This window comes from Amycolatopsis sp. NPDC004378 (assembly GCF_053602455.1).
The window spans coordinates 134,637-161,086 of record NZ_JBSGDR010000020.1 but is presented as its reverse complement, the minus strand read 5'-3'; the positions used below and the strand labels follow the sequence as shown (position 1 = coordinate 161,086).

Genomic DNA, 26,450 nt, shown 5'->3' with positions numbered 1-26,450 from the left:
TGCGCCACACGCGGGTCCAAAATCCGTACAAGCCGCGTACTAGTCGGCCAGCGCGAGCACCGTCCGCGCCTGTTCCACCATGGCGACGTCGAGGAACGTCCCGTCCGGCAACGCGATCGCGCCGACGCCCGCCGAGGTCGCGTCCGCGACCCGCGCGATCACCTCGCGGGCCCGCGAGACCTCCTGTGGCGTCGGCAGGAACGCGGCCCGGATCGTCCCGAGCTGGCTCGGGTGGATCGCGGTCCGGCCGCGGAAGCCGAGCGCGCGGCCCGCCCGGCACGAGGCCGCCAGCCCGTCGAGGTCGCGGACGTTCGCGTACGCGGACATCGCGGGCGGCGCGAGCCGGGCCGCCCGCGCCGCGACGACCACCCGGCTGCGGGCCCACGTCAGCCCGGCGTCGTCGGCGACGCCGAGGTCCGAGCGCAGGTCCGCCTCGCCGAGCCCGATCGACGCGATCGCCGGCGACGCCGTCGCGATCGCCAGCGCCCGTTCGACCCCCAGCGCGGACTCGATCAGCGGGTGCAGGGCCCGGCCCGGCAGCACGGCGGCGACGGCGAGGATCTCTTCCGGCGTCTCGACCTTCGGCAACCGCGCGCCCACCTCGGGTGGCAGGCTCGCGACCGCGGCGAGGTCGGCGTCGTGCCACGGCGTGCTCGGGTGGTTGACCCGCACCTGCACCGGCCGGGTGACCGACGCGAGCAGCCGCCCGAGGTGGTCCCGGGCTTCGGCCTTGCGCGCCGGCGCGACAGCGTCCTCGAGGTCGACGAGCACGACGTCGGCCGCCGAGGCCAGGGCCTTGCGGACCCGGTCGGGGCGGTCGGCGGGCGTGTAGAGGAACGTCAGCGGCGGGGTCACACCGCACCCCGCTCGCGCAGTTCGGCCACTCGCTCGGGCGCGAACCCCAGCTCCGCCAGCACGGCGTCGGTGTCCGCGCCGTGCGGACGGCCGGTGAAGCCGATGACGCCGTCGTGGCCGGAGAGGCGGAACAGCGGGCCCTGCATGAGCATCGGGCCGAGGTCGGCGTCCTCGATTTCGTGGATCGTGCCGAGCGCGCGGAACTGCGGGTCGGCGACGATGTCGGCGCCGTCGTAGACCGGCGCGACCGCCGCCTGCGCCGCCTCGAACGCCGCGACGACCTCGTCGCGCGTGCGCTGCCCGATCCACTTCCCGACGGCTTCGTCGAGTTCGTCGGCGTGGCGCGCGCGGCCGGCCCCGCCGGCGAACCACGGCTCGTCCACGAGGTCCGGCCGGCCGACGAGGTGGACGACGCGTTCGGCGACCGACTGGGCCGAAGTGGACACGGCGACCCACTGGCCGTCGGCGGTGCGGTAGGTGTTGCGCGGCGCGTTGTTGGTGGAGCGGTTGCCGGTGCGCGGCTGGACGGTGCGCAGCTGGTCCCAGCGCGTGATCTGCGGGCCGAGCATGGCCAGCATCGGCTCGATGATCGCGGTGTCGACGACCTGCCCGCGCCCGGTGGTCGCGCGCGCCGCGAGCGCGACCATGATCGCGTACGCCGTGGCCAGGGACGCGACGCCGTCGGCGAGCCCGAACGGCGGCAGCGTCGGCGGCCCGTCCGGCTCCCCGGTGGCCGCCGCGAACCCGCTCATAGCTTCGGCGAGCGTCCCGAAGCCGGGCCGGGACCGGTAGGGACCGACCTGCCCGAACCCGGTGACGCGGGCGAGCACGAGCTCCGGGTTCCAGCTCGCGAGCTCGTCGTAGCCGAGGCCCCAGCGTTCGAGGGTGCCCGGCCGGAAGTTCTCGATCACGACGTCGGCGGTGGTGACCAGGGCGAGGAAGACCTCACGTCCGCCTTCGCTGCCGAGGTCGGCGGTGATGGTGCGCTTGTTCCGGCCCAAGGTCTTCCACCACAGGTTGACGCCGTCCTTCGCGGCGCCGTGCGTGCGTGACGGGTCGGGCTTGCGCGGGTGCTCGATCTTGACGACGTCGGCACCCATGTCGCCCAGGTGCATCGCGGCCATCGGGCCGGCGAAGAGCGTGGACGCGTCGACGACGCGCAGCCCGGCCAGCGCGCCGTCCGAGGGATCACGGGAGACCGTCACGCGGTCACCTCCCAGGCGCACCGGAAGCCGACGGTCGCGCTCCGCGCCAGGCCCAGGCCGGGCAGGAGCAGCTTCACGGTGTAATCCGGTTTCTGCACGCCGCCTTCGACGTACCATTCGGAGCCTTCGGCGCGGTAGTCGCTGCCGCCCTTGAGCATCACGAACCGCGTGCGGCCGTCGGAATGTTCGCTTTCGGTCCAGTTCCAGACGGCCGGAGTCTCGCGCCGCAGCCGCTCCCCCGCCAGCTGCCACTCGTCCTCGGTCGGCAGGCGGCCGCCGCGCCAGGCGCAGTACGCGCGGGCGTCGTCGAGGTCGACGTGGGTGACGGGAGCGTCGGGAGGGCCCGGACGTCTCGGCTCCTGGCCGGTGGCGGCGAGGAACTCGGCGTACTGGGCGTTGGTCACTTCGGTCGCCGCTACCGCCACGGCCGTGGTCAGTTCACCTTCACGCTGCAGCGTGCGGGCGTCGTGCAGCCGCGGCGGGAGGGGTTTCCATTCGTCCACGTAGGGCGCTCCCTGGTACATGCCGGTTTCTCGGGCGCGGTAGCGCACGGTCAGCACGTACGGTCCGGCTGGGACGACGACGGCGTCCGCGTCGGGGGCGCCGGTGGTCCTCGGTGGACTTTTGCGGGTCGCGATCCGGTGCGGGAACCGGGCGTCCGGGTCGTGCGGCAGCGGCGGGAGGTCCGGCAGCCACCCCGCCACGGCGGCACCGATGCCCCGGGCCGGGACCCCGCCGAAGAGGTCCGTGCCGGGCAGCGGGCCGTGGTAGTCGGTGCCGCCGCGGTTGACGAACGTCCACAGTGTCCGGTCGGCTCGCTGCCATTTCGACGCGTAGACCCCCGCGGCCTCCGCCTCGGGCGGGAGTTCGGCCAGGGGCGTCCACTCGCCGTCGAGGAGCAGGTCCGCCGCCGCGCGTTGGACCGTGACCATGCGGCGGACGGTGGCGGCGTCGCGCGGCGACCAGCCGACCCACACGCCGAAGACGACCTCCCACACCATGACGCCGACGCCGTTGAGCCAGGCCGACTGCAGCTCTTCGCTGTGGTCGCGGTGCCAGCGCCGGACGTGGTGCTGCATGTGGCGCCGCTCGTACCAGTGGGCGCGCAGGACGCCGGGCACCGGCGAGTCGGCGAAGAACTGCGCCCACGACGCCGCGTGGTCCTCGATCCGCTCGACCGGCAGCTTCGACTCGCCCTCGAGGACGATGCCGGGTCGCGCGGCTTCCAGCCGCTCGACGAAGTCCGGTTCGGCCTTCTTGAGGGTGTCGAGGAAGACACCGTCGGCCTGCAGGTCCTGCACGAGGGCGGCCAGCTCGGTCAAGTCGTCCTCGCCGCGGCGAGTGCCGACGTCCCAGGGGTTGTAGTCGACGAAGACGTGCAACCCGTGGCCGTGCAGGGTCTCGATCAGTTCGCCGAGGCCGGGGACGTCGCGGTAGAAGTCCCACTGGTTGCGGTCGTCGAGACCGATCACCGGGTAGGCGTGCCAGAGCACGACGGCGTCGAGGCCGCCGAAGCGGTCGCGCGCGTCGGCGAGGAACCGCTCGGGCGTGAACCGGCGGTCCTCGAAGGAGTACAGCAGTTCGTCCCAGAGCCACACCTGCGCGACGGCGAAGCAGGACGCCGCCCAAGTCGCTTGTGGACGTTCATAGGCGGCGCCGGTGTAGCCGTGGCGCTTTCGGGCGTCCTCACGCCACGCACGGAGTTCGGCGCGCCACGCGGGGCGGGCGGCGGGGTCCGCGGGCGCGGCGAAGATCTTCGCGTCGTCCAATTCGGACAGTGGCCCGCGCACCTCGGTGGGCCGGTCGATCGGCCGCGGGACGAGCGGGTCGAACTGGTGGGTCATGACGTCATCCCTGCGACCTCGGCTTCGGTGGGAACGGCGGCCTGGGCACCGGGCCGGGTGACGGCGAGCGCCCCGGCGGCCGACGCCCTTCCGGCGGCAACGGGAAGGTCGTCGCCCTGGGCGAGCGCGGCCGCGAGCACGCCGCAGAAGGTGTCCCCGGCGCCGGTGGTGTCGACGACGCCGACGGGGATGCCGGGGATGCGCACGGGTTCGCGGTCTCGCTGCAGGACGACGCAGCCTTCGCCGCCCAGGGTGACCACCAGAGCTGGTACCCGCTTCAGCAGCTTCTCGGGCTCACCGGCGAGGTCGGCGGCCTCGTGCTCGTTGACGACGAGCAGGTCGACCACTTCCCAAAGCGAGCCGGGCAGTTCCCGCGACGGCGCGGCGTTGAGGACCATCCGCGCGCCCCGCCGGGCCGCGGCAGCCGCGGCGACCACGTCGAGGGGGATCTCGAGCTGCGCGAGCACCACGTCGGCTTGGGCGATCCGCTCGGCCTGGGCAGCCCCGATCCGGACGTGGTCGTTCGCCCCGGGCGCGACGACGATGGCGTTCTCCCCGTCCGGTGACACGGTGACGAAGGCGGTCCCGGTGGGCGCGTCGGCCCGTTCGACGAGATCGGTCCGGACGCCGGCGCCCCCGAGGGAGACGAGGACGAGGTCGGCGGCTTCGTCCTCACCGAGCGCGCCGAGGAAGCTGGTATCGGCACCCCCGGCCACGGCGGCGGCGACGGCCTGGTTCGCCCCCTTGCCCCCGGGACTGCGGCGAAGACGCCCGCCGAGCACGGTTTCCCCGGCCTTGGGCGGCCGGGCCACGTCGACGGCGAGATCGACATTGGCCGAGCCGACGACGACCACCCGCCCCTTCACGAGAACACCCCCATCCGACGGGCAAGGCTCGCCCGGCTGAGCGCACTCCGGCGAACCACCCGGCAGGCGCAGCCGATCGCCGCGCACCGGCCGCCCACCCCGACCAAGCCCGTAGCCGCCCGACCGCCGACCCGGCAGGCGCAGCCGATCGCCGCACGTTGTCCGCTCATCGGCCCGCCTCCGCCAACGCCGCCGTCCGTGCCGCGAGGTCCGCGATCCGGCGGTCGCCGCCCGGCAACGACGTCGCGATGCGGCCGTCGAGGGGCTTGCTCCAGTACTCGTCCACCCCGTGCAGGGCGCCCACCACTCCGCCCACCGTCGCGGCGGCCGAGTCGGTGTCCCAGCCCGCCGTCACCGCGATCGACACGCTCCACCCGAACTCGCCGCCTCCGGCCGCGAGCGCGTAGGCGATCACCGCCGCGTTGTTCAGCACGTGCACCCAGTGCAAATCGCCGTAGGCCGCGTGCAAGCGGTCGAGTCCACTTCGGACGTCGCCCGACGACGCCGCCGAACGGCCGAGTGAGACCGCCGACGCCAGTGCGCTGCCCGGCGGGATCACCGTGGCCGCCGCGTCGAGGACCTCCGCCACCGTGTCTCACACCATGGCCGCCGAGGCGAGGGCCGCGGCCCACATCGCGCCGTACACGCCGTTGCGCGTGTGGCTCAGGCGGGCGTCCGTCCACGCCAGCCGGGCCGCCGCGCGAATGTCGCCCGGAGAGACCCAGCCGAACACGTCCGCGCGGATCAGCGCCCCGATCCACTCCCGGAACGGGTTCCGGTACGTCGCGGTGTCCGGGCGCGCGTCCAGGAGGTTCCGGTACGCCGCCCGCTCCGCCGTGAACACCCGCCCGGCCGGGAGGTTGTCCAGCCACAGCTGCGCGACGTCGTCCGTCGTGAACGACCGGCCGTGCGTCTCCAGGAGCGACAGCGCCAGCATCGGGTAGTTGAGGTCGTCGTCCTCGGGCATCCCGTCGATGTTCTCCTCGAGCGACGTCGGCGCCGAACGGCGGTTCCACGGCCACCGAGCCGCGACGTCGTCAGGCAGTCCCACCGCGGTGAACCACCCGCTCAACGGCCAGCGGCCGGTCGCCCGCAGGATTTCTTCGATGCCTTCGCGCGGGATCTTCTCCACGGGCTTGCCCAGCAGGCACCCGGCAGCCCGACCGGTCCACGCGGCGAGTTCACGCCCCCGCGAGCCGCGCGGCAGCGAAGGCGCCGGCGGCAGGTCCAGCGAGTCCCACGAAGGTTCGGCACCCGGCGCGTCCAGCTCGTCCAGCAGTTCCCGGGCCAACGGCCGCAACGCGGGCAACGCGGGACCAGCGCCGCTCACGGCCGGCGTGGGCGAACCACCCGCCGCGACCCACCGCGCCCGCACCGAAGCGACGTCGCGCCCCTCCGCGAGGGACTGCACCAGCTCGTGCGGGAGCAGGTCCTCGGGCTGGGCCCAGGTCAGCCTCACGCCGTCTCCTCGAGAAAGGCGACCCGGGCGAGCGCCCGCTCGCGGTCGGCCTTCAGGATGTCCGCGGCCGCCGAGGCCAGCAGGTGCCCGGTCTCCCGCAGGTCCATCCGGCTGGCGTCGCCGATCTCGTCGACCCACTCGGCGGGCACCGCGGCCGTCCCGCCGAGGCCGGCGCACAGCGCGCCCGCCATGACGGCGATCGAGTCGGCGTCCCGGCCGTAGTTGACGGCCGCCAGCACCGCGCCCCGGAACTCGCCCCGGTGCGCCAGCACGAACGCCAGCGCGGCGGGCAGCTCCTCGATCGCCTTCGTCCGCGAGGGACGCCGTGCGTCGAGGGACATCTCCCGGTAGTGCGGCCCCACCGAGTCGAACGGCGCGACGGTCTCGCGGACGAGCGCCGCCAGCGCGCGTTCTTCCCCGTCGGTGGCCGGGGGAACGGACCGGCCACCGAACGTCTCCACGACCGCGCGCAGAGCCGCCGCGGTCCCGTCATGGGCGACGTCCAACGCCGCCGCCACCACGTCGTCGAGCGTCGCACCCGGCGCCACCGAAGCCGCCACCATCGCGGCCAGCACGCCCGCCGCCTCGCGGCCGTAGCTCGACTGGTGCGCACCGGTGAGGTCGATCGCTTCGGCGTAGGCGGCGCGCGGGTCACCCGCGTTGACCACCCCGACCGGGGCGACGTACATCGCCGCACCGCAGTTGACCACGTTGCCCACGCCCGCTTCCCGCGGGTCGACGTGTCCATAGTGGAGTCTCGCGACGATCCACTTCTCGGCCAGGAAGACCCGCTGCAGCAGCAACGCCGTCGACTCCAGCTCCGGCACCCAGCGCGGCTCGCCGATCATCAGCGGCACCAGGTCCTCGGCCATCGCGTACGCGTCGAGGTGCGCGCGGCGCTTCGCGTACACCTCGACGAGCGCCCGCGTCATGAGGGTGTCGTCGGTGACGTGCCCGTCGCCCTTGTGGTACGGCGCGATCGGGCGCGCGGTCCGCCAATCCGGGTACCACGGCCCGACGACGCCGGTCACCCGGCCGCCGTGCCGTTCTTCGATCTGTTCGGGTGTCCACCCTTCGGTGGCGCCGCCGAGGGCGTCCCCGACGGCCGCGCCGGTGATCACCGCGACGGCCCGGTCTTCCAGCCAGGTCAAGAATCCGCTCCTGTCATTTGCTGACGCTCCGCCAGCCGTCCTCGAGCTGCTTCGCGAGGCCGGCCGCGTCGATCTTCTGCCCGAGGAACTGCTGGTACGCCGGGGTCGCGACGGTGTCCTTCCACTGCGCGTACTTGCCGGCGAACAGGTAGGGCGCCGAGGTCAGGTGGTCCCCCGAAGCCAGGATCGCGTCCCAGCCGTTCTTCCCGGCGAGCTTGGCGGCCAGCGCCTTGCGCGCGGACGTCGTCGGCGGGATCAGCGCGTCGGCCTCGTTCATCGCGACGAGGTTTTCGGTGCTGGTGAAGAAGTCGACGAACTCGGCGGCCTCCTTGACGTGCTGGGAGTCCTTGTTCACCGACAACGTCTGCGGGTTGGCCGCCTGCGCGGGCCCGGCCGAGCCGGCCAGCGGCGGCAGCACCACCCAGTCGAAGCCCTTCGGCGCGTCCTTCGCGATGTTGGCCGCCTGGTAGGACCCCTGGACGGTCATCGCGATCTGGCCGGCGTAGAACGGCGCGAGCGCCTTGGTACCCGACTGCGTCAGCGTCACGGGCAGGATCGAGTGGTCCTGGTGCGCCATCGCGTCGACGAGCTGCGGCAGTGCCTGCTCGCCCTGGCCGACGGTGAGCTTCGCGTCCTTGCCGGTGCCGTCGAAGTACTTGCCGCCGAAGCCGGGGGCCAGGGCGACGAACGCCGCCGTCGGGCTCGACAGGCCCCAGCCGAGGCCGAACCTGCCGTCCTTGGTGGTCGCCTTCGCGAGGTCACGCAGCTGGTCCCACGTCATCGAGGCGCCCGCCGGGATCGTGACGCCCGCCTGCTGCAGCTGGGTCTTGTTCGCGAAGACCACATAGGACTGCAGCTCGGTCGGGACGGCGATCACCTTCCCGTCGACCGTCACGGAGTCCAGGACGCCCTTCGGGATGTCCGCGCGCTTGGCCTCCGGCAGGTACTGCGTCAGGTCCGCGAGGTAGCCGTCGGTGGCGAAGGGCGCGATTCCCGCCGCCTCGTAGTGCACGATGTCCGGCGCGCTGCCGGCGTTGAACTGGGTGATCAGCTTGTCGTAGACGCCGTCCCAGCCCGCCTGGACGATCTTGACCTGGACGTCCGGGTGGGCCTTGTTCCAGTCGCCGACGATCTGCTGCGTGGCGGCGATGGCGGCGGGCTGGTCGGACAGGGACTGGAAGGTGAGGGTGACGGGCCCGCCCCCGCCGTCGCCGCTGCTGCCGCTCCCGCACGCGGCGAGCAGCAGGCCGGCGGCCGTCAAGGCGGTGGCGGCGAGCATGCGTCGTGTCTTCATCGACCGACCTTTCGAGTGATACCGGGTGGGGTTCATCCCTTCACCGCCCCGGCCATCAGGCCGCTGGTGAGCTTTCTCCGCAGGATGCCGAAGAAGACGATGCTGGGGATGGCGGCGAGCACGGCGCCCGCGGCGAGCGGGCCGAGGGCGACCTTGCCCTCCCCGCCGACGAACATGGTGAGCGTGATGGGCAGGGTGTAGTTCTCCGGCGACTGCAGGAGGACCAGGGCGAAGAAGAACTCGTTCCACGACGAGACGAAGCTGAACATCGCCGTCGCGACGACGCCGGGAGCGAGCAGCGGGAAGAGGATCGTGCGCAGCACGGTGAGCCGGCTCGCGCCGTCCATCGCGCCCGCTTCTTCGAGTTCCACCGGGATCGCGGCGACGTAGCCCTGCAGCATCCAGAGCGCGAACGGCAGCATGTACGTCGTGTGCACGAGCGTCAGGCCGACGAGGCTGTCGGCCAGGCCGAGCGTCCGCAGGATGAGGAACAGCGGCAGGATGATCAGCACGACCGGGAACACCTGGCTGACCAGGATCCAGCCGACGCCGGCCGCGCGCACCTTGCCCTTGAGCCGCGCGAGCACGTAGGCGGCAGGCACGGCGATCACGACCGACAGGGCGGTCGAAGCGAGCGCGACGATCAGGCTGTTGGCCGCGGACCGGACCAGGCCCTGCTTGTTCAGCGCTTCGGCGTAGTTGTCCCAGTGCCATTCGCCGGGCAGCAGGCTCACCGTGAGCGAATTCAGTTCCCCCGATGACTTGACCGACGCGGAAATCAGCCACAGCAGGGGGAAACCGAGGAACAGGATGTAGAGCGCGAGGGCCGCGTACTGGGCCGGGCGCACGAGAACCCGCATCAACGCCCCTTCCCGGCGGTGCGGTCGTCGCGGAACTGCGACCGCAGGTAGACCGCGAGGATCAGCACGACCACGACGACGAGCACCAGGCCCATCGCGGCGGCGTAGCCGATCTCGCGGTTCTTGAAGGCTTCGAGGTAGACGAACAGCACCGGGACCATGGTCTTTCCGCCCGGCCCGCCCGCGGTGAGGACGTAGACCAGCGAGAACGAGTTGAAGTTCCAGATGAAGTTCAGCGACGTGATCGACGTGACGATCGGGCGCAGGCTCGGCCACGTCACCGCGGTGAACCGCCGCCACGCGCCGGCACCGTCGACCGCCGCGGCTTCGTGCAGCTCGGCCGGGATCTGCTGCAGGCCGGCCAGCAACGTCACCGTCGTCTGCGGCATGCCGACCCAGACGCCGACGACGATCACCGCGGGCAGCGCGACCGAGAAGTCGCCGAGCCAGTTGGTGTCGTCCGGGAGGCCGACGCTGCCGAGGAAGGCGTTGAGCGGGCCGCCGTTGGCCGAGTAGATCATCTGCCACATGATCGCCACGACGACCGGCGGCATCGCCCACGGCACGAGCGCGAGCACCCGCGTCAGGCCCTGCAGCCGCAGGCCGGAGTTGAGCAGCAGCGCGAGTCCCATCGCGGCGGCGAGCTGCAGCAGCGTGACGCCGACGGTCCAGATCAGGCCGATCCGCAGCGAGTCCCAGAACAGGTCGTTGCCGACGAGCTTCGTGAAGTTGTCGACGCCGGCGAAGGCGTAGTCCGGGTGCCGGACCAGGCGCGCGTCGGTGAAGGCGAGGAAGATCCCGACGGCCAGCGGCGCGACGCTGAGCACGAGGATCGGGATCAGCGACGGGAGCACGAGCGCGATCGCCTCGCGCCGCCGCGTGCGGGCGAGGGCGGGCTTCCGGTTCGGCGCCGCGGGTGCGGGCCGCGTCAGGGTCGCGGTCACGCCACACCGCCGGTCGACTCGCGGACCATCAGCTCCGGCCCGACGGCCACCTGCTGTGCTTCGTGGTCCGGCTCGTCGGCGAGCTGCAGCATGATCCGGGCGGCGGCGCGCCCGCGTTCGGTCGAGCCGAGCGACACGCTGGTCAGGCTGGGCTGGAAGACGCGGCCGAGCTCGGTGTCGTCCATGCCCGTGATCGCGACGTCTTCGGGCACCGAGAGGCCGGCTTCGCGGACCGCGCGGATCGCGCCGATGGCCAGGAGGTCGTTCGCCGAGACCAGGGCGTCGACCGGCCCGCGGGCGAGCAGCGCCCGGGCGGCTTCGAGCCCGGCGGTGACGGTGAAGTCGCCGGCAACCTCCTGGTCGACCCGGTCGAAGGCGGTCTCCCGGGTGGCGGCGTCGAACCCGCGCTGGCGGGACGCGCCGGGCGTCGTGTCGAGCGGGCCGTTGAGGAAGCCGACCCGGCGGCGGCCGATCGCGTGCAGGTGGCGGACGGCTTCGCCGATGCCGCCGGCCGAGTCCGTCGAGACGGAGCTGATCCCCCGGTCGTCCAGCGCCCGGCCGATCACCACGACGGGGACCGGGGCCTGCTGGATCTCTTCGATCAGCCGGTCGTCGGTGCGCAGCGGGCTGACGATCATGCCGTCGACGAAACCGCTGTTGAGGCTCCGGACCAGCTCGGTCGTCGACGTCGCGGTGTCGCCGGTGCTCATCACGACGACGCGGTAGCCGTGCGGCGCGAGGACTTCGTGGATGGCCCGCATCATCTCGACGTAGACCGGGTTGCCGATGTCGGCGACCGCGAAAGCGACCTGGAAGGTCTTCTTCAGCCGCAGCGACCGGCCGATGGCGTCCGCGCTGTAGCCGAGCTCGGCGGCCGCGGCGCGGACCCGCTCGACCATCGCCGGGCTCGCCCCGGTGCCGTGCAGCGCGCGGGAGGTCGAGGCCAGCGAAACCCCGGCGCGCTCGGCGACCTGGAGCAGCGTGGCGCGTGTTGACGTCATCGTCGTCCTCGGTGTGCAGTCTTGGAAACGTTTCCAACCTCGGAAGCTGGTGCTGGAAACGTTTCCAATCGGATTAATCCTGATACTGGCACCCGCTCGGCGCGCGTGTCAACACGGCACGGAGCGCACCCGGACGGTCACTTCTTCGCCCCCTCGCGGGCCGGGGGAGGCACAGCGCCGAGCCGACGGCGGTGACCAGTGAGGCGGCGCTCGCGGGTCGATCGGCCTTGCCTCCCGGTGACCCGGCACGGCGGCCGCCCCTCCCGCATCCTGATACGGCTGGCCCCCCTCGCGCGTGCCACCCGATAGTAGTCGCGTGATTGCTTCGCGTGCCCCGCTCGTCCTGCCCCGGGCCGAACGGACCGAGACACGAGTGTCCTATCAGGACGCTCTGGTGGCGACCCTGGCCGGCTACCGGCCGCTGCTGCTGGACCTCGTCGTCCCGGCCGGGGCCGGGAGTCACCCGGTGGTGGTGTACCTGTACGGCGGCGCACCGGCGGCCGGCTCGCACAAGCACAGCCGGTTCGGCGACCGCGTCACGGACCGGTTGGTGGCGGCGGGGTTCGCCGTCGCGCGGGCCCAGTACCGGCACGGGCGCGAGGCGCCGTTTCCCGCGCAGGTCCACGACGTCAAGGCCGCGGTCCGCTGGGTGCGCCACCACGCCGGAGAACTGACCCTCGACGCCGGGCGCGTCGCGGCCTGGGGCCACTCCGCGGGCGGCTACCTGGCCGCGATGCTCGCCGTGACGGCGGAGGACCCCGGCTTCGAGGGCGACCTCGGCATCACGGGGCCGTCGAGCGGCGTCGGCGCGGCGGTCGCGTGGAGCCCGCCCACGGACTTCACGCACATCCCACCGCCGCCGCCGGGTTCTCCCCTGCACAGCAGCGGTCACGACCCGCACGACTGGTGTCCCGGCGCGACCGCCAGCCCGCTGCTCCACGTGTCGGCGACCGCCGCTCCCCTGCTGCTGGCGCACGGCACCGACGACGCGGGCATCCCCATCGCCCACAGCGAAGCGCTGGTGGCGGCATACTGGCGGGCCGGCGCGGACGCGGACCTCATCCGCCTGCACGGCGCCGGCCACTTCTACGGCGAGCGGAACCTGCAGCACGTCACGGACGCGGGCATCGCCTTCCTCCGCAACCACCTCGGCTGAGCGCCACTGCGCCGACCGGGTGACGTCCCCGGCCCGGCCCCAACCGGTTCGGCACCTCCGGAGTGAGGGGATCACACACCCCGGAGCCACCAGGAGGAACCGTGCCGAACCGCACCCTGCCCACCGTTGCCGCCGCGGCGTTCGTCGCCCTCGCCGGAACGGTCGCCTTCGCGCCCACGGCGTCGGCGCACGACGCCGTCGGCGAGGTCTACGGCTGCCTCTACCAGGGCCAGTTCCGCTGCGGCTACGGCGGCGTGACCACCAGCCACACCCGCGTCTACTCGTGCGACACCGCGAGCGACGGCTACGGCTTCCGCACGGAGTACCGGCTCCGCAACGGGAAGTCCGGGTACGTGGACGACGCGAACGGCAGCAGCTCCGGCTGCAGCGCGGTCACGCCGGGCACGTCGGCCAACCCGGTCGGCACCTTCCGCGCGTGCCAGAAGCAGAACGCGTGGTGGTGCACGGACTGGCTGACCGCCTGAGCCGCCTTCAGCCGACGACGTCGATGTCGAACTCCTCCGCGGCGCTGTATTCGAGGTCGGCCCACAACGCGCCCGGCAGGTCGAACCGGCGGTGGGACGTCAGGCGGTCGTCGTAGTGCGGGTCGGCCTTCGGGTTGTGGCCGATGCCCGTCTTGTCCGAGCCCCACGCGAAGATGTTGCCGACCCACATGGGCCTCGACAGGCCGTCGCCGTTGATCCGCGGGCGGACGATGACGGCGGCGCCGGCACTGCCGGACAGGTTCAGGCGGACCGTGTTCTCGTCGGCGTTGGGCGGCGTGACGGTGATGCGTTCCATGATTTCCACTTCCGGTTGGACGGACTGGGGTGACGCGGAATCCACGCCGGGCCAGAAGTCGGCGACGACGGAGATGTCGATGCCGGGCGCGACGTCGAGCAGGTACTGCGCGGCGATCGCGCCGTCGGGGATTTCGGCTCGCCCGGTGGCCGTGGCGATCCAGTAGAGCGGTGGCGCGACACCCTGTTCGGCGAACGCGGCCCGCACCTTCGGCCAGGTCGACCGGTTGCAGTAGACGACCGGGTGCGCGAACCCCGACTGCCGCCGCATCCGGGCCCAGCCCGGTGCCTGCGCGGGCGTGGCGTCGCCCACCTCCACGTCGAGGACGTGCCCGTCGTTGGTGGACGGCTTCTTGACTATCCGCACCTTCAGCGCGTCCGGGAAGAGGGCCCAGTCCGCGGCGCTCCACGGCGCCAGCTTGATCCGGTCGACGTATCCCGCCACCAGGGCGGGCCGCCGGTCCTTCTTGAGGATGTTGCCCGCGGTGACCGCGTCGTACATGATACGCATCGGATCGCCTCGAAATCGTGGATCGGCGAATATCGGCGTATTCACGATCTCCGAGAACGGAATTCGACGCAACGTCGAAGAGGGTGCCTTTTCGGGCGGAGTGGTTGTCCCGAAAGAACTTCGCGCGCGGTGGCGGATCCGGAAAAATCCGGACCCGCCACCGTTCCGGTTCATTCTTCCCGCAGATTCTCCAGGCTCGTGGTCCGCCACAACGCGGGCAGCGTCAACGCCGTCACGACCAGTACCGCGGCGATCGCGGTCACCGCCAGGACCGCGATGGCCGGGAGGTCCACGACCATCGGCCGGTGCACCACCAGCGTCAGCACCAGCCAGTCGAGGACGAGCCCGGCGGGCACGGCGACGAGCACCGCGACCGCCACCGGGATCGCCAGCTGCCACACCAGTGACCGGGCGAGCACCCCGCGCCCGACGCCGTTCGCCGTCAAGGTGGCCAGGCTGCGCCGCCGTTCGCGCAGCTGCTCCCACGCGGCGATCAGCAGGCTGCCCGCGACGAACAGCAGCACCAGCACCGAACCCACCGACAGCACGCGGGTGATCAGCGCGTACGTGCCGTCCCGCCCGGTGCCGAGCGAGAACGCGGTCCCGTTCCACCCCACCGCGTTCCGGACCCGTTCGACGAGGTCCGCGTCGGCGGCCGGGATGCTGACCGACTGGCTCAGCCCGACCCCCGACGCCGTCGCCAGCGCGGCCGGGGTGACGAGCAGCGTCGCCGGGCCGGCGCCGGGCACCCGGTGCACCGCCGGGACCGTCCACTGTGGAGGCACGCTCGGGTCGGCGCGCCGGGCGCCGGAGAACCACACGCTCTCCCCCGGCGCCGGCTGGTAGCCGTCGGTTCCCGCCGCGTAGACCTCGCCTTCGCGGCAGTCCTCGATCCCGGCCTCGGCGCGCAGTTCGGGGCAGGTCGCGACGACGACCGAGCTCCACTCGCCGGCGGCGTTTTCGACCAGGCCGGCGGTCCGCACCGGCAGGTCGTGCTGCCCGGGCAACGCGTGGAGCGCGGCGGTGAACGCCCGGCCGTCCGCGAGGCTGGTGGCGAAGTGGTTCGCGAGCACCTGGACGTCCCGCGCCGCGGGCTGTTCGCGCTCGGCGCGGTCGTAGACGCTCTGCAGCGCGATGGATCCCGCCAGCACCACCGCGACCCCGCTCACCAGACGCGCGGCCGTGGCGCTGTCCAGCTGGAGGCGGCGCACGGCGAGCAGCCAGGCGGGCGACCCGCCGCGCAGCAGGCCCGCGACCCGCTCGACCAGCCACGGCAGCAGCAGAGGCACGGCCACCAGGACGAGCACGACACCGGCGATCACCGCCGGATCCTGGACGTCGTGCTCGCCGGGGCGGACGGCCAGCACCGCGGCCCCGGCGACGGCCGGCAGCACGCGCCACCCCAGCTTCCGCCGCGTCCGCGTCCCGCGCCGCACGACGCCCAGCGGCTCGATGACGACCTGCCGCAGCGCGAACACCGCCGCCGCGCAGGCCAGTACCGGCAGCGCCAGCAAAGCGGGCACGCCGAGCCGCCAGTCGGGCACGATGTCGGCGCCGAAGATGCCGCCGCGGAAGGCGGACACGGTGATCATCGGGACCAGCACACGCACGAGCAGGAACAGGCCGACGCCGAGCAGCAGCCCGGCGAGCGAGCCGAGCAGGGCCTCGCCGGCGGCGATCCGGCGCACCTGGCCGCGGTCGGCGCCCACCAGGCGCAGCGCGGCGAGCCGCCGGTCCCGGGTCGCCGCCGACAGCCGCGTGCTGGTCACGACGAAGACGAACACCGGGACCAGGCACGTCGTCGCGCCCACGACGACCAGCAGCAGCTCGAGCGAGGACAGGCTCCGCCGCGCGGGCGCGGCCGCGAACCGGCTCACCGGCGCGGCGTCCGGTTGCCGCGCCACGGAGTCCGAGCCGACGTAGAAGTACAGCTCGTTCGGCCCGGTCAGCCCGGCGTCCCCGATCGACCCGGCCACGCGCTGCGGGAAGCGTCCGCGCAGCAGCTCGCCCTCCGGCGACCGGAGAAGCTCGGCCAGCGCCGGGGACAGGACCGCCTCCCCCGGCCCCGGCAGCCGCTCGACGCCCGGCACGACGGGCTGCCGCGGTCCGGTCGGCTGGACGAGGTAGCCCTGGACCCCGACGCCGCGGAACTCGTCCTGCCGGGCGAGGGCGAACACCGGGTCGACGCCGTCGACCACGGCGCCGGCGTCGGCCAGCCGTGCCGACGCCCGGTCGTCGCGGGCGCCGAGGATGTGCGGCACCGACGTGGCCGTGAGCAGGACGACGACGCCGAGACCGACGCCGACGGCGGTCAGCGCGAGGCGCAGCAAGGCCGTGCGCGCTCCCCCGCCGCCGAGGGCCAGGCGCATCCCGAGCCCGAGATCCGCCGTCCAGCGCCGGATCACCGGATCACCTCCAGCTCCCGCGTCCGGCCGTCGCGCACCACGACCTCGCGGTCGGAGTACGCGGCGACGCGGGGTTCGTGCGTCACCAGGACGATCGCCGTCGACCGCTCGCGGGCCACGGTGGTCAGCAGCTGCATCACCTGCTCGCCGTTGAGCGAGTCGAGCGCACCCGTCGGCTCGTCGGCGAAGACGACGCGCGGCCCGGTCACGAGCGCGCGGGCCACCGCCACCCGCTGGCCCTGGCCGCCGGAGACCTCACCGGGCCGCTTGCCGGCGACGCCCTCGAGGCCGAACTCGGCGAGCAGCTCCTTCGCGCGCCGCGCGGCGACCCGGCCGCGCTCGCCGTTCAGCCGCAGCGGCAGGGCCACGTTCTCCAGGCAGGTGAGCTCGGGGACGAGCTGGCCGAACTGGAAGACGAACCCGAAGTCCGTGCGGCGCAGGGCCGAGCGCGCGCGGTCGGTCAGGGCGGCCAGGTCGCCACCCCGGTACCGGACCGTCCCGGCGTCCGGCCGGACGATCCCGGCCAGGCAGTGCAGCAGCGTCGACTTCCCGGCGCCGGACGGGCCCATCAGGGCCACGACCTCGCCCGGGCGCACGCTCAGGCTCGCCGATGTCAGCGCCTCCGTGGGCCCGTAGGCCTTCCGCACGCCGTCGGCCACCAGCAGGACGTCCCCCGGCGTGCTCACGCGACCGCCTCCGCCAGCTGGTCGAGCCGGGCCGCGGTCAGCTCCAGCCACCGGAGGTCGGCCTCGAGGTGGAACAGCGCGTGGTCGCAGACCAGCTGGTCGACCAGGTCGCCCCCGGTCTTGCGGCGGGTCAGCTCGCGCATCGCGTCGAGGTGCGCCGTGCGCTGGACGTCGAGGACGTCGGCGGCCGGGCGGCCGGACAGCAACGCCAGCACGACCTTGGTGTAGAGCGTGTTGTGCAGGTACGCGTCCGGCTTCTCCGGGGTCGCCAGCCAGCTGCCGACATCGGCGACCCCGGCCTCGGTGATCGCGTAGCGCTTCCGCTCGGGACCGCCGCCCGCCTCGATGCCGTCCGCTTCGACGAGCCCCTGCTTGAGCAGCCGGGCCAGGGTCGAATAGACCTGGCCGTAGTGGACGCGCCGGTCGTGCCCGAACCGGTCGTCGTAGGCGCGCTTGAGGTCGTAGCCGTGGCGGGGGCCGTTTTCCAGCAGCCCGAGCAGCGTGTGTCCGATCGACATGCCCGCAACTGTACACAGGGTGTATAGCCGGGGTTTATACACCCCGTTCATAGTGCTCGGCGAGGACCGCCCGCAGCGGCGTCGCGGGCCGTCCGAGCAGGTCTTCCAGGTCCGGGCCGGTGACGGCGAACTCGCCCCGGCGGGCGGCCCGGAACATGCCGAGCAGCAACTCGGCCCGCGCGGCCGGGACGCCGTGCCCGACCAGGCCGGCCACCCAGTCGTCGTCGTCCGCGACGACCCGGCGGACGGTCCGGCCGGTCAGCTCGGTGACGATGCCCGCGACGTCGGCCAGGTCGAGCGCGACCGGCGCGGTCAGCGGCGGGGTCGGCCCGTCGAACCGGCCCTCGTCGGCGAGGACGACGGCTGCCGCTTCGGCGAGATCGGCGTGCGCGGTCCACGACACGGGCCCGTCGGCGGGCGCGACGAGTTCGCCGGTTTCGAGCGCCGGCCCCAGCAGCAGCGGGACTGTGCTCGCGTAGAAACCGTTGCGCAGCACGGTGACCGCCGTGCCCGCCGCGACCAGGTGGCGCTCGGTCGCGGCGTGGTCGGGCATCGGCGCGAAGAGCGAGTCTTCGGCGGCCGCCTGGTGGCTCGTGTAGAGGATCCGCTTCGCCCCGGCGTCTCGCGCGGCCTCGATCGCCGCGACGTGGTGCGCGATGGCCGCCTCGCCGGTCGCGTCGGTCGAGACGACGAGGACCTGGGCCGCCCCTTCGAACGCGTCCGCGAGCGACGCCGGGTCGGTGAAGTCGCCGCGCCGCACGCGGATCCCCCGGCCGGCCAGGTCGCTCGCGCGCCCGGGATCGCGGACGCTCACCCCGATCCGCTCGGCCGGCACCCGTCGCAGCAGCCGGTCGGCGACCTGCGCGCCGAGTTTGCCCGTTCCCCCGGTGATGACGATCATGCACTGCCCTTCCCGCGGCGTGTTATCGATGATATTTCCAACGCTAGCAGAAATCTGTTACCGTCGGAACCATCGGGCCGCTCGCCCGTCCCCGAAGATCGCGACGCGACACCCACGCGCGCGTTCTCCAACTGGGTGCGGACGCAGAACAGCGTCGCCCCGGCGACCGAGGCGACCTACCAGGCCGAGTACCGGCTCTGCCGGCTGCCGCAACCCTGCCGACCGGGTTACCCGGTCGGCTGCTGCGTCTTCTCCGCCTTCTTCGACTCTTTCGCCGCCTGCCTCGACTCCTTGGCGGCTTCCTTCGACGACTCTTTCGCGGCCTTGCTCGACTCCTTGGCCGCTTGCTTGTCGTTCGTGGCCGTGGCGGCGTTCTCCCCGGTGGCCGTCGGCTGCGCCGCGGCGCCCGCCGCGTCCGACGACGGCGCGGGCGCGTCCGACGTGAGGCCGGCGGCCGAGCCGGACGGCTCTTCCTGGCCGGCCGCCGGGGCCCGTGTGCCGGGCCGGGACGAGACCGGCTGCACCGTCGTGCCTTCCGCGCCCGGCGCCGTGGGCGGGGCGATGTCGGACGAGCTCGCCCCGATGGTCACCGTCGTGACGATCGCCGCGCTCGCGGCGGCGACCTTCGCCGCCGTGGCCCACGACAGGACCGACGCGCCCGTGCTCGTGGCGGCCCCGGACGAGGCGAGCGAGCCGGTCAGCCAGTGCGTCACGACCGGGACGCCCAGGATGAGCGGCGCGAGGGTGGCGGGCAGCTCTTCGTTGAGCTCCTTGAGGCCGGTGGCCAGCTTCCGGCAGTCCGGGCAGCGGTCCAGGTGGGTCGTGATCCGGTGCGCCTTGTGGTCCCCGACGCCGTCGCGCACCCAGCGGGCGAGCTGGCCGGAGACGATCCGGCAGGTGCGCCGCCGGGCCGCGGGGACGTGCTGGTCGAGGTAGGCCTGGCGGAGCCCTTCCCGGGCGCGGTAGGCGAGCGCGGCGACGCCGTTCGGTGTCATCCCGAGGTCCTGCGCGATCCGCGCCGGCGACTCGCCCTCGATTTCGGTGCGCCACAGCACGGTCTTCCACCGCTCGGGCAGGCTCGCGAACGCGTCCGCCGCGACGGTGGCGTGCATCCGGCTGCCGACGGGCTCGTCGCTGCCCTCGCCCGGCAGGACGTCCGGCACCTCGGCGACCAGCGAGAGCGCCGAGTCGCGCCGGCGCCAGCTGATCATCGTGTTCCGGATCGTCGTCAGCAGGTAGGGCCGGAGTTCTTCGTTGGGGCCTTCGCCCGACCGCAGGATCCGCAGCACGCGGAAGAACCCTTCGGCGATGAGGTCGTCCCGCTCGGCCTCGTCCGACGCGATCGCGGCCGCCACCCGCTTCGCGGCGACCAGGTGCCGGTCGTAGAGCCGGCCGTACGCGGCGATGTCCCCACCGCGGACCGCTTGGATCAGGACCGCGTCGCTCGGGCCGTCCGCCGCCTCGGCCACCGCCGGTGCCACCTCGGTCACCCTCACCCCCTTTGCCCGTGCGCTTGCACGTGCAGAACGCCCAGCGATCCTGGTGCACCCACGGGCGTCGCGCAAGGTTTCGCGGGCGAAAGCCCGGTTTCTTCCGCGCCGGGCGCCCCCGGCCGCGGCTTGTCAGGCGGGCGAGCGCTCCGGCACGGGTTCCATCCGTGTCCGATGTGGACAGTATGGCGACCACCCCGGTGAACACTGTTCAACCAGCGCGACCGGCAGTGAAACCTGTTCCACTGATCGCCGAGGTCACCAGGCATTGCGCAGTGGCGGTATAGTGCCAAGAACGAGAACGTGTTCTAGTATCACGCCGTCGAAGGGACCGGGATGGACGAGCAGGCGATGCGGTATCCGAACCACCTCGGGCATCTGGTCGTCTCCGCCCTCAAGCGCCACCGGGACGCGCCCGTGATGACGCTGGGCGAGACCACGATGACCGGCGGCCGGACCGCCGAGCAGGTCAGCCAGTACGCCCAGGCCTTCGAAGTGCTCGGCGCCGGCACGGGCGCGGCCGTGGCACTGCTGTCGCTGAACCGGCCCGAGGTCCTGCTCATCATCGCCGCCGGGCAGATGCAGGGGTCGCGGCGGACCGCGCTGCACCCCCTGGGCTCGCTCGACGACCACGCCTACATCCTCGGCGACGCCGGCATCACGACGCTGATCATCGACCCGGTGCCCGCCTTCGTCGAGCGCGCGCTCGGCCTGCTCGACAAGGTCCCCGGCCTCACCCAGGTGCTCACCATCGGGCCGGTGCCGGACGAGCTCGCCCACGTCGGCAAGGACCTGACCGCGACGGCCGCGACCTTCGAGCCGCGGCCGCTGGCGCCCGCCGAGCTGCCGCCGGACCAGGTCGTCTCGATCACCTACACCGGCGGGACGACCGGGAAGCCGAAGGGCGTCATGGGCACCGCGCAGGCGATGGCGACGATGACGCAGATCCAGCTCGCCGAATGGGAGTGGCCCGAGGCGCCGAAGTTCCTCATCTGCACGCCGCTTTCCCACGCCGGCGCGGCGTTCTTCGCGCCGACGCTGCTGAAGGGCGGCTCGCTGGTCGTCGTGCCGAAGTTCGACCCCGCCGGGGTCCTGCGGATCATCGAAGAGCAGCGGATCACGGCCACGATGCTGGTGCCGACCATGCTCTACGCCCTGATGGACCACCCCGACTCGCGCACGCGCGACCTGTCGTCGCTGCAGACGGTCTACTACGGCGCCGCGTCGATCAACCCGGTGCGGCTGAAGGAGGCGATCGACCGGTTCGGGCCGATCTTCGCGCAGTACTACGGCCAGTCCGAGGCCCCGATGGCGATCAGCTACCTCGCCAAGGCCGACCACGACGACGCGCGGCTGTCCTCGTGCGGGCGGCCGTCGGCGTTCCTGCGCACGGCGTTGCTCGACCAGGAGGGCAACCCGGTCGCGCCCGGCGAGCCCGGCGAGATCTGCGTGGCCGGCCCGCTGCTCGCCGGCGGCTACTGGAACCTCCCCGAGGTGACGGCCGAGACGTTCCGCGACGGCTGGCTGCACACCGGCGACGTCGCCCGCGAGGACGAGGACGGCTTCTGGTTCATCGTCGACCGCGTCAAGGACATGATCGTCACCGGCGGCTTCAACGTGTTCCCCCGCGAGGTCGAGGACGTCGTGGCCGAACACCCGGCCGTCGCGCAGGTCGGCGTGATCGGGACCGCGGACGACAAATGGGGCGAAGCCGTGACGGCGGTCGTCGTGCTGCGCTCGGACGCCGGCACCGGCGAGGCCGCGATCGAGCGGCTGACCGCCGAGATCCAGGCGGAAGTGCGCGAGCGCAAGGGACCGGTGCACGTGCCCAAGCAGGTGATCGTCGCCGAGTCGCTGCCGATGACCGGGCTGGGCAAGCCGGACAAGAAGGCCCTGCGCGCCCGGTACGCGGCGCAGAACGCCGCCGTGTAGGGCGTTATACGGCGGCGAGCTTGCCCGGGTTCATCATCCACAGCACCTGGTCGATGCCCTCGGCCGACGCCGTGACGGTGAGCACGGCGAACACCTCGCCGTCGCGGGAAAGCAGCACGGCGTGGGCGCCGTTGACCATCGCCGGGGTCACCGTGACGCCCACCCAGAAGCGGTCGTGGAACGCGCGGACGTACTTCGCCACGGTCGTCGCGCCGCGCACCGGGATCCGGGACGCGCGGGCGACGCCGCCACCGTCGGAGTAGCTGACCACGTCGGCCGCGAACAGCTTCTCCAGTGTCGACAAGTCGCCGGCCTGGGCCGCCGCGACGAAGGCGGTCAGGAGGCGGCGCTGCTCGGCCGGCCCGGCCGGTGCCCGCCGCTGCGCCGCGAGGTGCTTGCGAGCGCGGCTGACCAGCTGGCGGGCCGCGGCCTCGGTCGTCCGCACGACTTCGGCGATTTCGCGGTACGGGTAGTCGAACGCCTCGCGCAGCACGTAGGCCGCGCGCTCGGTCGGCGTCAGCTTCTCCAGCAGGAGCAGCACCGCGAACTCCAGCGCGGCGCCCCGTTCGGCGCCGAGCTGCGGGTCGGCCGAGGTGTCCACGGGCTCCGGCAGCCACGGGCCGACGTAGGTCTCGTGCCGCGCGTAGGCGGTCTTGGTCGCGTTGATCGCCAGCCGGGTGGCGGTCGTGGCGAGGTAGGCCGCGGGGGTGCGCACCGCGGCGCGGTCGCAGGCCTGCCAGCGCAGCCACACCTCCTGGAGGAGGTCCTCGGCGTCGGCGGCGCTGCCCAGCATCCGGTAGGCGATGCCGAACAGCCGCGGCCGCACCTCGGCGAAGACCGCCGCCGCCTCGTCGAGGCCGGTGTCCTCCATGCGTGCGGATCCTTCCGGCTGCGGGGTTCGGGTGGCAGCGTAGCGACCGGTCGTCACGAACGAGCCCGCTGTCTTGTCCTGGTGGTGTGCAGTCGTTCCGGACCGGCCGGGACGGCTCCGGACGGAGGGTGCGGACATGAAGGTCGTCGTCATCGGCGGAACGGGCCTGATCGGCACGAAAGTGGTCGCACGGCTGGCCGAACACGGCCACGACGCTGTCGCCGCGGCGCCGAGCACGGGCGTGAACACCGTGACCGGCGAAGGGGTGAAGGAGGTGTTGCTGGGCGCGGACGTCCTGATCGACGTGTCGAACTCGCCGTCGTTCGCCGACGACGACGTCATGGCGTTCTTCCGCACCTCGACCGGGAACCTCGTCGCCGCGGCGAAGGAAGCCGGCGCCGGGCACTACGTCGCGCTGTCGGTGGTGGGCACGGACCGGCAGCCCGGCGTCGGGTACTTCCGCGCCAAACTCGCGCAGGAGCGGCTGATCACCGAGTCGGGCCTGCCGTTCTCGATCGTGCGCGCGACGCAGTTCTTCGAGTTCGCCGCCGGCATCGCGGACACCTCGACCGTCGACGGCGTCGTCCACCTGCCGGGCGCGGGCGTGCAGCCGATGGCGGCCGCCGAGGTGTCGGCCGCCGTCGCGCGGACCGCGGGCGGCAAGCCGGTCGGCGGCATCACGGAGATCGCGGGCCCGGAGGTGTTCGGCCTCGACGAGTGGGTGCGCACGGTGCTGGCCGCGCGGGAAGACCCGCGCGAGGTCGTCACGGACGCGCGGGCACCGTACTTCGGCGCGGTGCCGGGCGCGGAAGACCTCCTGCCCGGGCCGGGCGCCCGGCTGGGCGAGACCAAGCTCGCCGGCTGGCTGGCCCGGTCGTGACCCGAGGCCGTGCGGGTGGCCCGGCGCCACCCGCGCGGCCACGGGTAGTCTCTACTCAACTATTTGAGTAGGTGAGGTGACGCATGAGCAGCTTCCGCAAGGCCGTCGAGGCGCGCGACCCCGACGCCATGGCCGCCGCGCTGGCCGAGAACGTCGTGTTCCGCAGCCCGGTGGCGTTCAAGCCCTACCCGGGCAAGGCGATCACGGCCGCCATCCTGCGCGGCGTGCTGCGCGTGTTCGAGGACTTCCGGTACGTCCGCGAGCTGAGCGGCGGCGAAGGCCGGGACCACGCGCTGGTCTTCGAGGCCCGGATCGGTGACACGCGCGTCGAGGGCTGCGACTTCCTGCACTTCGACGCCGACGGGCTGATCGACGAGTTCACGGTGATGGTCCGGCCGCTGTCGGCCGCGCAGGCGCTGTCGGAAGCGATGGCCGCGCAGTTCGACCGGATCCAGCGCGAAGCACTCAACTAGTTGAGCATGGCCCTGCGTCACGCGCTGATGGCGGCGCTCCTGGAAGGCGAGGCCTCCGGCTACGACCTGGCGAAGGGGTTCGACGCGTCGGTGGCGAACTTCTGGCCGGCGACCCCCCAGCAGCTCTACCGCGAACTCGACCGCATGGCGGCGGACGGCCTCGTCCGGGCCCGGCTCGTCCACCAGGAGAAGCGCCCGGACAAACGGCTGTTCTCCCTGACCGAAGCGGGCCGGCGGGCCCTGCACGAGTTCACGGCGGGCCCGCCGCGGCCGGGCGTCGTCCGCGACGAGCTGCTGATCCAGGTCCAAGCGGTCGACGTCGGCGACGCGGAAGCCGTCCGCCGCGCACTCGAGGACCGGATGACCCGGGCGGAGACGAAGATCGCCCGCTACGAGCGGCTGCGCGCGGGCCTGCTGGACGGCCGGTTCGAGGACGACTACCTCGCCGGGGCCGAGCGCGTCGGCCCGTACCTGACGCTGATGCGCGGGCTGGCGTTCGAACGGGAGAACCTCCGCTGGTGCGAGCAGTCGCTGAAGATCCTCGACCGCCGGGCCGCGCGCTAGCTCAAGCCCGCGTCGTGGACGAGGATGGCCACCTGGGTCCGGTTCGCCGCCTCCAGCTTGGCCATGATGTGCCCGATGTGGACCTTCACGGTCGACTCGCTGACCACCAGCGCCTTCGCGATCTCGGCGTTGCTGAGCCCGCGTCCGATGTGGACGGCCACGTCGTGTTCCCGCGGCGTCAACGCCGACAGCCGCGCCCGCGCTCGCGAAGTCCCGCCACCGGACGCGAAATCCGTCAACAGCCGCTTGGTGATCTTCGGCGACAGCATCGCCTCGCCGCGGGCCGCGACCCGGACCGCCGTCACCAGCTCGCGCGGGGGCGTGTCCTTCAGCAGGAACCCCGTCGCGCCGTGGCGCAGGGCCGCGTACACGTACTCGTCGACGTCGAACGTCGTCAGCACCACCACCGCCGGGGCGGCCGGGTGGGCGGCCAGCCGCTTGACCACCTCGATGCCGTCGACCTTCGGCATCTGGACGTCGGTGAGCACGACGTCCGGCCGGAAGCGGTCGGTCAGCTCGACCGCCCGCGCGCCGTTCGTGTCCTCCGCGACCACCTCGACGTCGTCGGCCGACTCGAGGATCATCCGGATGCCGCTGCGGACCAGTTCCTCGTCCTCCAGCAGCACGACCTTGACCGTCACTCGCCCTCCCCCACCGAAAAGCCCGCCAGCACCCGGAACCGGCCGTCGCCGGTCGGGCCGGTGCGCAGGTCGCCGCCGGCCAGTTCGACGCGTTCCCGCATGCCCACCAGGCCGTAGCCGGCGCCCGGGACGGCGCTGCCGTGCGGGGTCAGCCGGTTGGTCACCTCGACCGCCAGCCGGTCGCCCGAGACGGCCAGCCGGACGTCGACCGCCGCGTGCGGCGCGTGCTTCCCCGCGTTGGTCAACGACTCCTGCACCACCCGGTACACGGCCCGGCCGACCTGGTCCGGCACGGCGGGCAGCGGGTCCGGGAGCGTGAGCTCCACCCGCGCGCCGGTCGCCGCGACCTCCGCCACCAGGTCCTCGAGCGACGCGAGCACCCCGGGGCCGACGTCGCCGGCCGGAACGTCGTCGCGCAGCACGCGCAGGATGCCGCGCAGCTCGTCGAGGGCGGTCGCGCTGGTGGCGCGGATGGTTTCGGCCGCCTGCTCGGTCTTCTCGTCCGGAGCCCGCAGCGAAAGCGCACCGGCCTGCAGCGCGACGGCGGTCACGCGGTGCGCGACGACGTCGTGCATCTCGCGCGCGATCCGCCGCCGTTCGGCGAACACCGCCTGGTCGGCCAGCAGGGTCCGGGTGCGCTCGGCCTCGTCCGCGCGCTCGCGCAGGACGGCCAGCAGGGCCGCGCGCTGGTGCATCCACAGCCCGCCGAGCACCGGGCCCAGGACGAACAGCCCGAGCACGATCGTGACCATCATCAGGTCCGCGGGCTGGCGCAGCAGGCCGAAGGCGTTGCCGGTCAGCCCGGCCACGACGGCCGCCGCGCCGGTGGTCCAGCTCACGCCGTGGCGGGCCGCGACCGAGTACGTCGCGATGGTCACCGGCAGCAGCGTCACGTCGGCCAGCAGGCACACCGCCGCGAGCAGCAGCACGAGGAACGGCCACCGCCGCCGCGCCAGCAGCGCGAGCCCGGAGCCGACCACCGCCGGGACGTAGAGCGCCGGGTGCGGGTCGCGCGGGTCGCCGCCGAGCAGGCTGAACGCGATGGTGCCCGCCGCCACCGCGACGTCGAGCGCCAGCAGGACGACGCGGCCGTCCCACCAGCTCAGCCACCGCTTCATCCCGCTCAGGTTAGGGTGCGGCCCC

Annotated in this window: 24 protein-coding genes and 1 pseudogene; 6 read left to right on the top strand and 19 right to left on the bottom strand. The window is 73.1% G+C overall.

The genetic code is table 11. From position 1 onward, the window contains the following. Positions 1 to 39: 39 nt before the first annotated feature. The 10 genes and pseudogenes from ACWEN0_RS39655 to ACWEN0_RS39610 all read right to left on the bottom strand — a co-directional run bounded on the left by ACWEN0_RS39655 (position 40) and on the right by ACWEN0_RS39610 (position 11,479). Positions 40 to 855, bottom strand: a complete 816-nt coding sequence (locus ACWEN0_RS39655) for an HpcH/HpaI aldolase/citrate lyase family protein (RefSeq protein ID WP_451985339.1) — start codon at positions 853 to 855, stop codon at positions 40 to 42. Further along, complete coding sequence (locus tag ACWEN0_RS39650; RefSeq protein ID WP_451985337.1) at positions 852 to 2,060, bottom strand: CaiB/BaiF CoA transferase family protein; 1,209 nt, start codon at positions 2,058 to 2,060, stop codon at positions 852 to 854. Before ACWEN0_RS39650 ends, ACWEN0_RS39655 begins: the two co-directional genes overlap by 4 nt. After that, a complete protein-coding gene (locus ACWEN0_RS39645) occupies positions 2,057 to 3,904 on the bottom strand; it encodes a formylglycine-generating enzyme family protein (protein ID WP_451985335.1) in 1,848 nt (615 codons plus the stop codon). Before ACWEN0_RS39645 ends, ACWEN0_RS39650 begins: the two co-directional genes overlap by 4 nt. Then, complete coding sequence (locus tag ACWEN0_RS39640) at positions 3,901 to 4,770, bottom strand: ribokinase (protein WP_451985333.1); 870 nt, start codon at positions 4,768 to 4,770, stop codon at positions 3,901 to 3,903. The genes ACWEN0_RS39645 and ACWEN0_RS39640 overlap by 4 nt, the downstream gene beginning before the upstream one ends. A 166-nt stretch (positions 4,771 to 4,936) precedes the next feature. After that, positions 4,937 to 6,100, bottom strand: a pseudogene (locus tag ACWEN0_RS39635) (ADP-ribosylglycohydrolase family protein). A 125-nt stretch (positions 6,101 to 6,225) separates the two neighbouring features. Further along, on the bottom strand, positions 6,226 to 7,380 hold the full coding sequence (locus ACWEN0_RS39630; RefSeq protein WP_451985331.1) for an ADP-ribosylglycohydrolase family protein: 1,155 nt from the start codon (positions 7,378 to 7,380) through the stop codon (positions 6,226 to 6,228). Between the two features lie 13 nt (positions 7,381 to 7,393). Continuing rightward, the gene (locus ACWEN0_RS39625; RefSeq protein WP_451985329.1) at positions 7,394 to 8,674 is read right to left on the bottom strand and encodes an ABC transporter substrate-binding protein; all 1,281 of its coding nucleotides are present in this window, start codon (positions 8,672 to 8,674) and stop codon (positions 7,394 to 7,396) included. Between the two features lie 32 nt (positions 8,675 to 8,706). After that, the gene (locus ACWEN0_RS39620; protein ID WP_451985327.1) at positions 8,707 to 9,534 is read right to left on the bottom strand and encodes a carbohydrate ABC transporter permease; all 828 of its coding nucleotides are present in this window, start codon (positions 9,532 to 9,534) and stop codon (positions 8,707 to 8,709) included. Then, a complete protein-coding gene (locus ACWEN0_RS39615; RefSeq protein ID WP_451985325.1) occupies positions 9,534 to 10,478 on the bottom strand; it encodes a carbohydrate ABC transporter permease in 945 nt (314 codons plus the stop codon). The genes ACWEN0_RS39620 and ACWEN0_RS39615 overlap by 1 nt, the downstream gene beginning before the upstream one ends. Continuing rightward, positions 10,475 to 11,479, bottom strand: a complete 1,005-nt coding sequence (locus tag ACWEN0_RS39610) for a LacI family DNA-binding transcriptional regulator (RefSeq protein WP_451985323.1) — start codon at positions 11,477 to 11,479, stop codon at positions 10,475 to 10,477. The genes ACWEN0_RS39615 and ACWEN0_RS39610 overlap by 4 nt, the downstream gene beginning before the upstream one ends. Positions 11,480 to 11,795: 316 nt before the next feature. On the opposite strand from ACWEN0_RS39610, the gene ACWEN0_RS39605 reads away from it, so the two are divergent. Further along, the gene (locus ACWEN0_RS39605) at positions 11,796 to 12,635 is read left to right on the top strand and encodes an alpha/beta hydrolase fold domain-containing protein (protein WP_451985321.1); all 840 of its coding nucleotides are present in this window, start codon (positions 11,796 to 11,798) and stop codon (positions 12,633 to 12,635) included. A gap of 101 nt (positions 12,636 to 12,736) precedes the next feature. Then, entirely contained in the window at positions 12,737 to 13,120 is a 384-nt protein-coding gene (locus ACWEN0_RS39600) for a hypothetical protein (RefSeq protein WP_451985319.1), read from the top strand. A gap of 7 nt (positions 13,121 to 13,127) precedes the next feature. Here the strand turns inward: ACWEN0_RS39600 and ACWEN0_RS39595 are convergent, their stop codons facing one another. The 6 genes from ACWEN0_RS39595 to ACWEN0_RS39570 all read right to left on the bottom strand — a co-directional run bounded on the left by ACWEN0_RS39595 (position 13,128) and on the right by ACWEN0_RS39570 (position 19,946). Beyond that, positions 13,128 to 13,946, bottom strand: a complete 819-nt coding sequence (locus tag ACWEN0_RS39595; RefSeq protein WP_451985317.1) for a hypothetical protein — start codon at positions 13,944 to 13,946, stop codon at positions 13,128 to 13,130. 170 nt (positions 13,947 to 14,116) lie between these two features. Then, complete coding sequence (locus tag ACWEN0_RS39590) at positions 14,117 to 16,351, bottom strand: FtsX-like permease family protein (RefSeq protein ID WP_451985315.1); 2,235 nt, start codon at positions 16,349 to 16,351, stop codon at positions 14,117 to 14,119. Then, complete coding sequence (locus ACWEN0_RS39585; RefSeq protein WP_451985313.1) at positions 16,348 to 17,037, bottom strand: ABC transporter ATP-binding protein; 690 nt, start codon at positions 17,035 to 17,037, stop codon at positions 16,348 to 16,350. The genes ACWEN0_RS39590 and ACWEN0_RS39585 overlap by 4 nt, the downstream gene beginning before the upstream one ends. Continuing rightward, on the bottom strand, positions 17,034 to 17,555 hold the full coding sequence (locus tag ACWEN0_RS39580; protein ID WP_451985311.1) for a PadR family transcriptional regulator: 522 nt from the start codon (positions 17,553 to 17,555) through the stop codon (positions 17,034 to 17,036). The genes ACWEN0_RS39585 and ACWEN0_RS39580 overlap by 4 nt, the downstream gene beginning before the upstream one ends. A gap of 34 nt (positions 17,556 to 17,589) precedes the next feature. After that, complete coding sequence (locus tag ACWEN0_RS39575) at positions 17,590 to 18,456, bottom strand: NmrA family NAD(P)-binding protein (protein WP_451985309.1); 867 nt, start codon at positions 18,454 to 18,456, stop codon at positions 17,590 to 17,592. 227 nt (positions 18,457 to 18,683) lie between these two features. Continuing rightward, positions 18,684 to 19,946, bottom strand: a complete 1,263-nt coding sequence (locus ACWEN0_RS39570) for a sigma-70 family RNA polymerase sigma factor (RefSeq protein WP_451985307.1) — start codon at positions 19,944 to 19,946, stop codon at positions 18,684 to 18,686. 336 nt (positions 19,947 to 20,282) lie between these two features. Between ACWEN0_RS39570 and fadD8 the strand changes: the two genes are divergently transcribed. Then, on the top strand, positions 20,283 to 21,878 hold the full coding sequence (gene fadD8 / locus ACWEN0_RS39565; RefSeq protein WP_451985305.1) for a fatty-acid--CoA ligase FadD8: 1,596 nt from the start codon (positions 20,283 to 20,285) through the stop codon (positions 21,876 to 21,878). Between the two features lie 4 nt (positions 21,879 to 21,882). Here fadD8 and ACWEN0_RS39560 read toward each other — a convergent pair whose 3' ends face one another. Beyond that, positions 21,883 to 22,749 carry an RNA polymerase sigma-70 factor gene (locus ACWEN0_RS39560; RefSeq protein WP_451985303.1) on the bottom strand — a complete coding sequence of 289 codons (867 nt, stop codon included), beginning with the start codon at positions 22,747 to 22,749 and terminating at the stop codon, positions 21,883 to 21,885. A gap of 136 nt (positions 22,750 to 22,885) precedes the next feature. On the opposite strand from ACWEN0_RS39560, the gene ACWEN0_RS39555 reads away from it, so the two are divergent. The 3 genes from ACWEN0_RS39555 to ACWEN0_RS39545 all read left to right on the top strand — a co-directional run bounded on the left by ACWEN0_RS39555 (position 22,886) and on the right by ACWEN0_RS39545 (position 24,666). Then, a complete protein-coding gene (locus ACWEN0_RS39555; protein WP_451985301.1) occupies positions 22,886 to 23,629 on the top strand; it encodes an SDR family oxidoreductase in 744 nt (247 codons plus the stop codon). A gap of 83 nt (positions 23,630 to 23,712) precedes the next feature. Continuing rightward, positions 23,713 to 24,102 carry a nuclear transport factor 2 family protein gene (locus ACWEN0_RS39550; protein ID WP_451985299.1) on the top strand — a complete coding sequence of 130 codons (390 nt, stop codon included), beginning with the start codon at positions 23,713 to 23,715 and terminating at the stop codon, positions 24,100 to 24,102. A gap of 6 nt (positions 24,103 to 24,108) precedes the next feature. After that, positions 24,109 to 24,666 (top strand): PadR family transcriptional regulator, encoded by a 558-nt coding sequence (locus ACWEN0_RS39545; RefSeq protein ID WP_451985297.1) that lies wholly within the window; start codon positions 24,109 to 24,111, stop codon positions 24,664 to 24,666. Here the strand turns inward: ACWEN0_RS39545 and ACWEN0_RS39540 are convergent. Both ACWEN0_RS39540 and ACWEN0_RS39535 read right to left on the bottom strand, forming a co-directional pair. Beyond that, complete coding sequence (locus tag ACWEN0_RS39540; protein WP_451985295.1) at positions 24,663 to 25,307, bottom strand: response regulator; 645 nt, start codon at positions 25,305 to 25,307, stop codon at positions 24,663 to 24,665. The genes ACWEN0_RS39545 and ACWEN0_RS39540 overlap by 4 nt on opposite strands. Beyond that, on the bottom strand, positions 25,304 to 26,425 hold the full coding sequence (locus ACWEN0_RS39535; protein WP_451985293.1) for a sensor histidine kinase: 1,122 nt from the start codon (positions 26,423 to 26,425) through the stop codon (positions 25,304 to 25,306). Before ACWEN0_RS39535 ends, ACWEN0_RS39540 begins: the two co-directional genes overlap by 4 nt. Positions 26,426 to 26,450 lie beyond the last annotated feature (25 nt).

Coding starts and splice junctions, on each gene's coding strand:
- ACWEN0_RS39645 (WP_451985335.1), bottom strand. CDS start 3,904: ATGACCCACCAGTTCGACCCGCTCGTCCCGCGGCCGATCGACCGGCCC.
- ACWEN0_RS39625 (WP_451985329.1), bottom strand. CDS start 8,674: ATGAAGACACGACGCATGCTCGCCGCCACCGCCTTGACGGCCGCCGGC.
- ACWEN0_RS39620 (WP_451985327.1), bottom strand. CDS start 9,534: ATGCGGGTTCTCGTGCGCCCGGCCCAGTACGCGGCCCTCGCGCTCTAC.
- ACWEN0_RS39610 (WP_451985323.1), bottom strand. CDS start 11,479: ATGACGTCAACACGCGCCACGCTGCTCCAGGTCGCCGAGCGCGCCGGG.
- ACWEN0_RS39595 (WP_451985317.1), bottom strand. CDS start 13,946: ATGCGTATCATGTACGACGCGGTCACCGCGGGCAACATCCTCAAGAAG.
- ACWEN0_RS39580 (WP_451985311.1), bottom strand. CDS start 17,555: ATGTCGATCGGACACACGCTGCTCGGGCTGCTGGAAAACGGCCCCCGC.
- ACWEN0_RS39575 (WP_451985309.1), bottom strand. CDS start 18,456: ATGATCGTCATCACCGGGGGAACGGGCAAACTCGGCGCGCAGGTCGCC.
- fadD8 (WP_451985305.1), top strand. CDS start 20,283: ATGGACGAGCAGGCGATGCGGTATCCGAACCACCTCGGGCATCTGGTC.
- ACWEN0_RS39560 (WP_451985303.1), bottom strand. CDS start 22,749: ATGGAGGACACCGGCCTCGACGAGGCGGCGGCGGTCTTCGCCGAGGTG.
- ACWEN0_RS39555 (WP_451985301.1), top strand. CDS start 22,886: ATGAAGGTCGTCGTCATCGGCGGAACGGGCCTGATCGGCACGAAAGTG.
- ACWEN0_RS39550 (WP_451985299.1), top strand. CDS start 23,713: ATGAGCAGCTTCCGCAAGGCCGTCGAGGCGCGCGACCCCGACGCCATG.
- ACWEN0_RS39545 (WP_451985297.1), top strand. CDS start 24,109: ATGGCCCTGCGTCACGCGCTGATGGCGGCGCTCCTGGAAGGCGAGGCC.
- ACWEN0_RS39535 (WP_451985293.1), bottom strand. CDS start 26,425: ATGAAGCGGTGGCTGAGCTGGTGGGACGGCCGCGTCGTCCTGCTGGCG.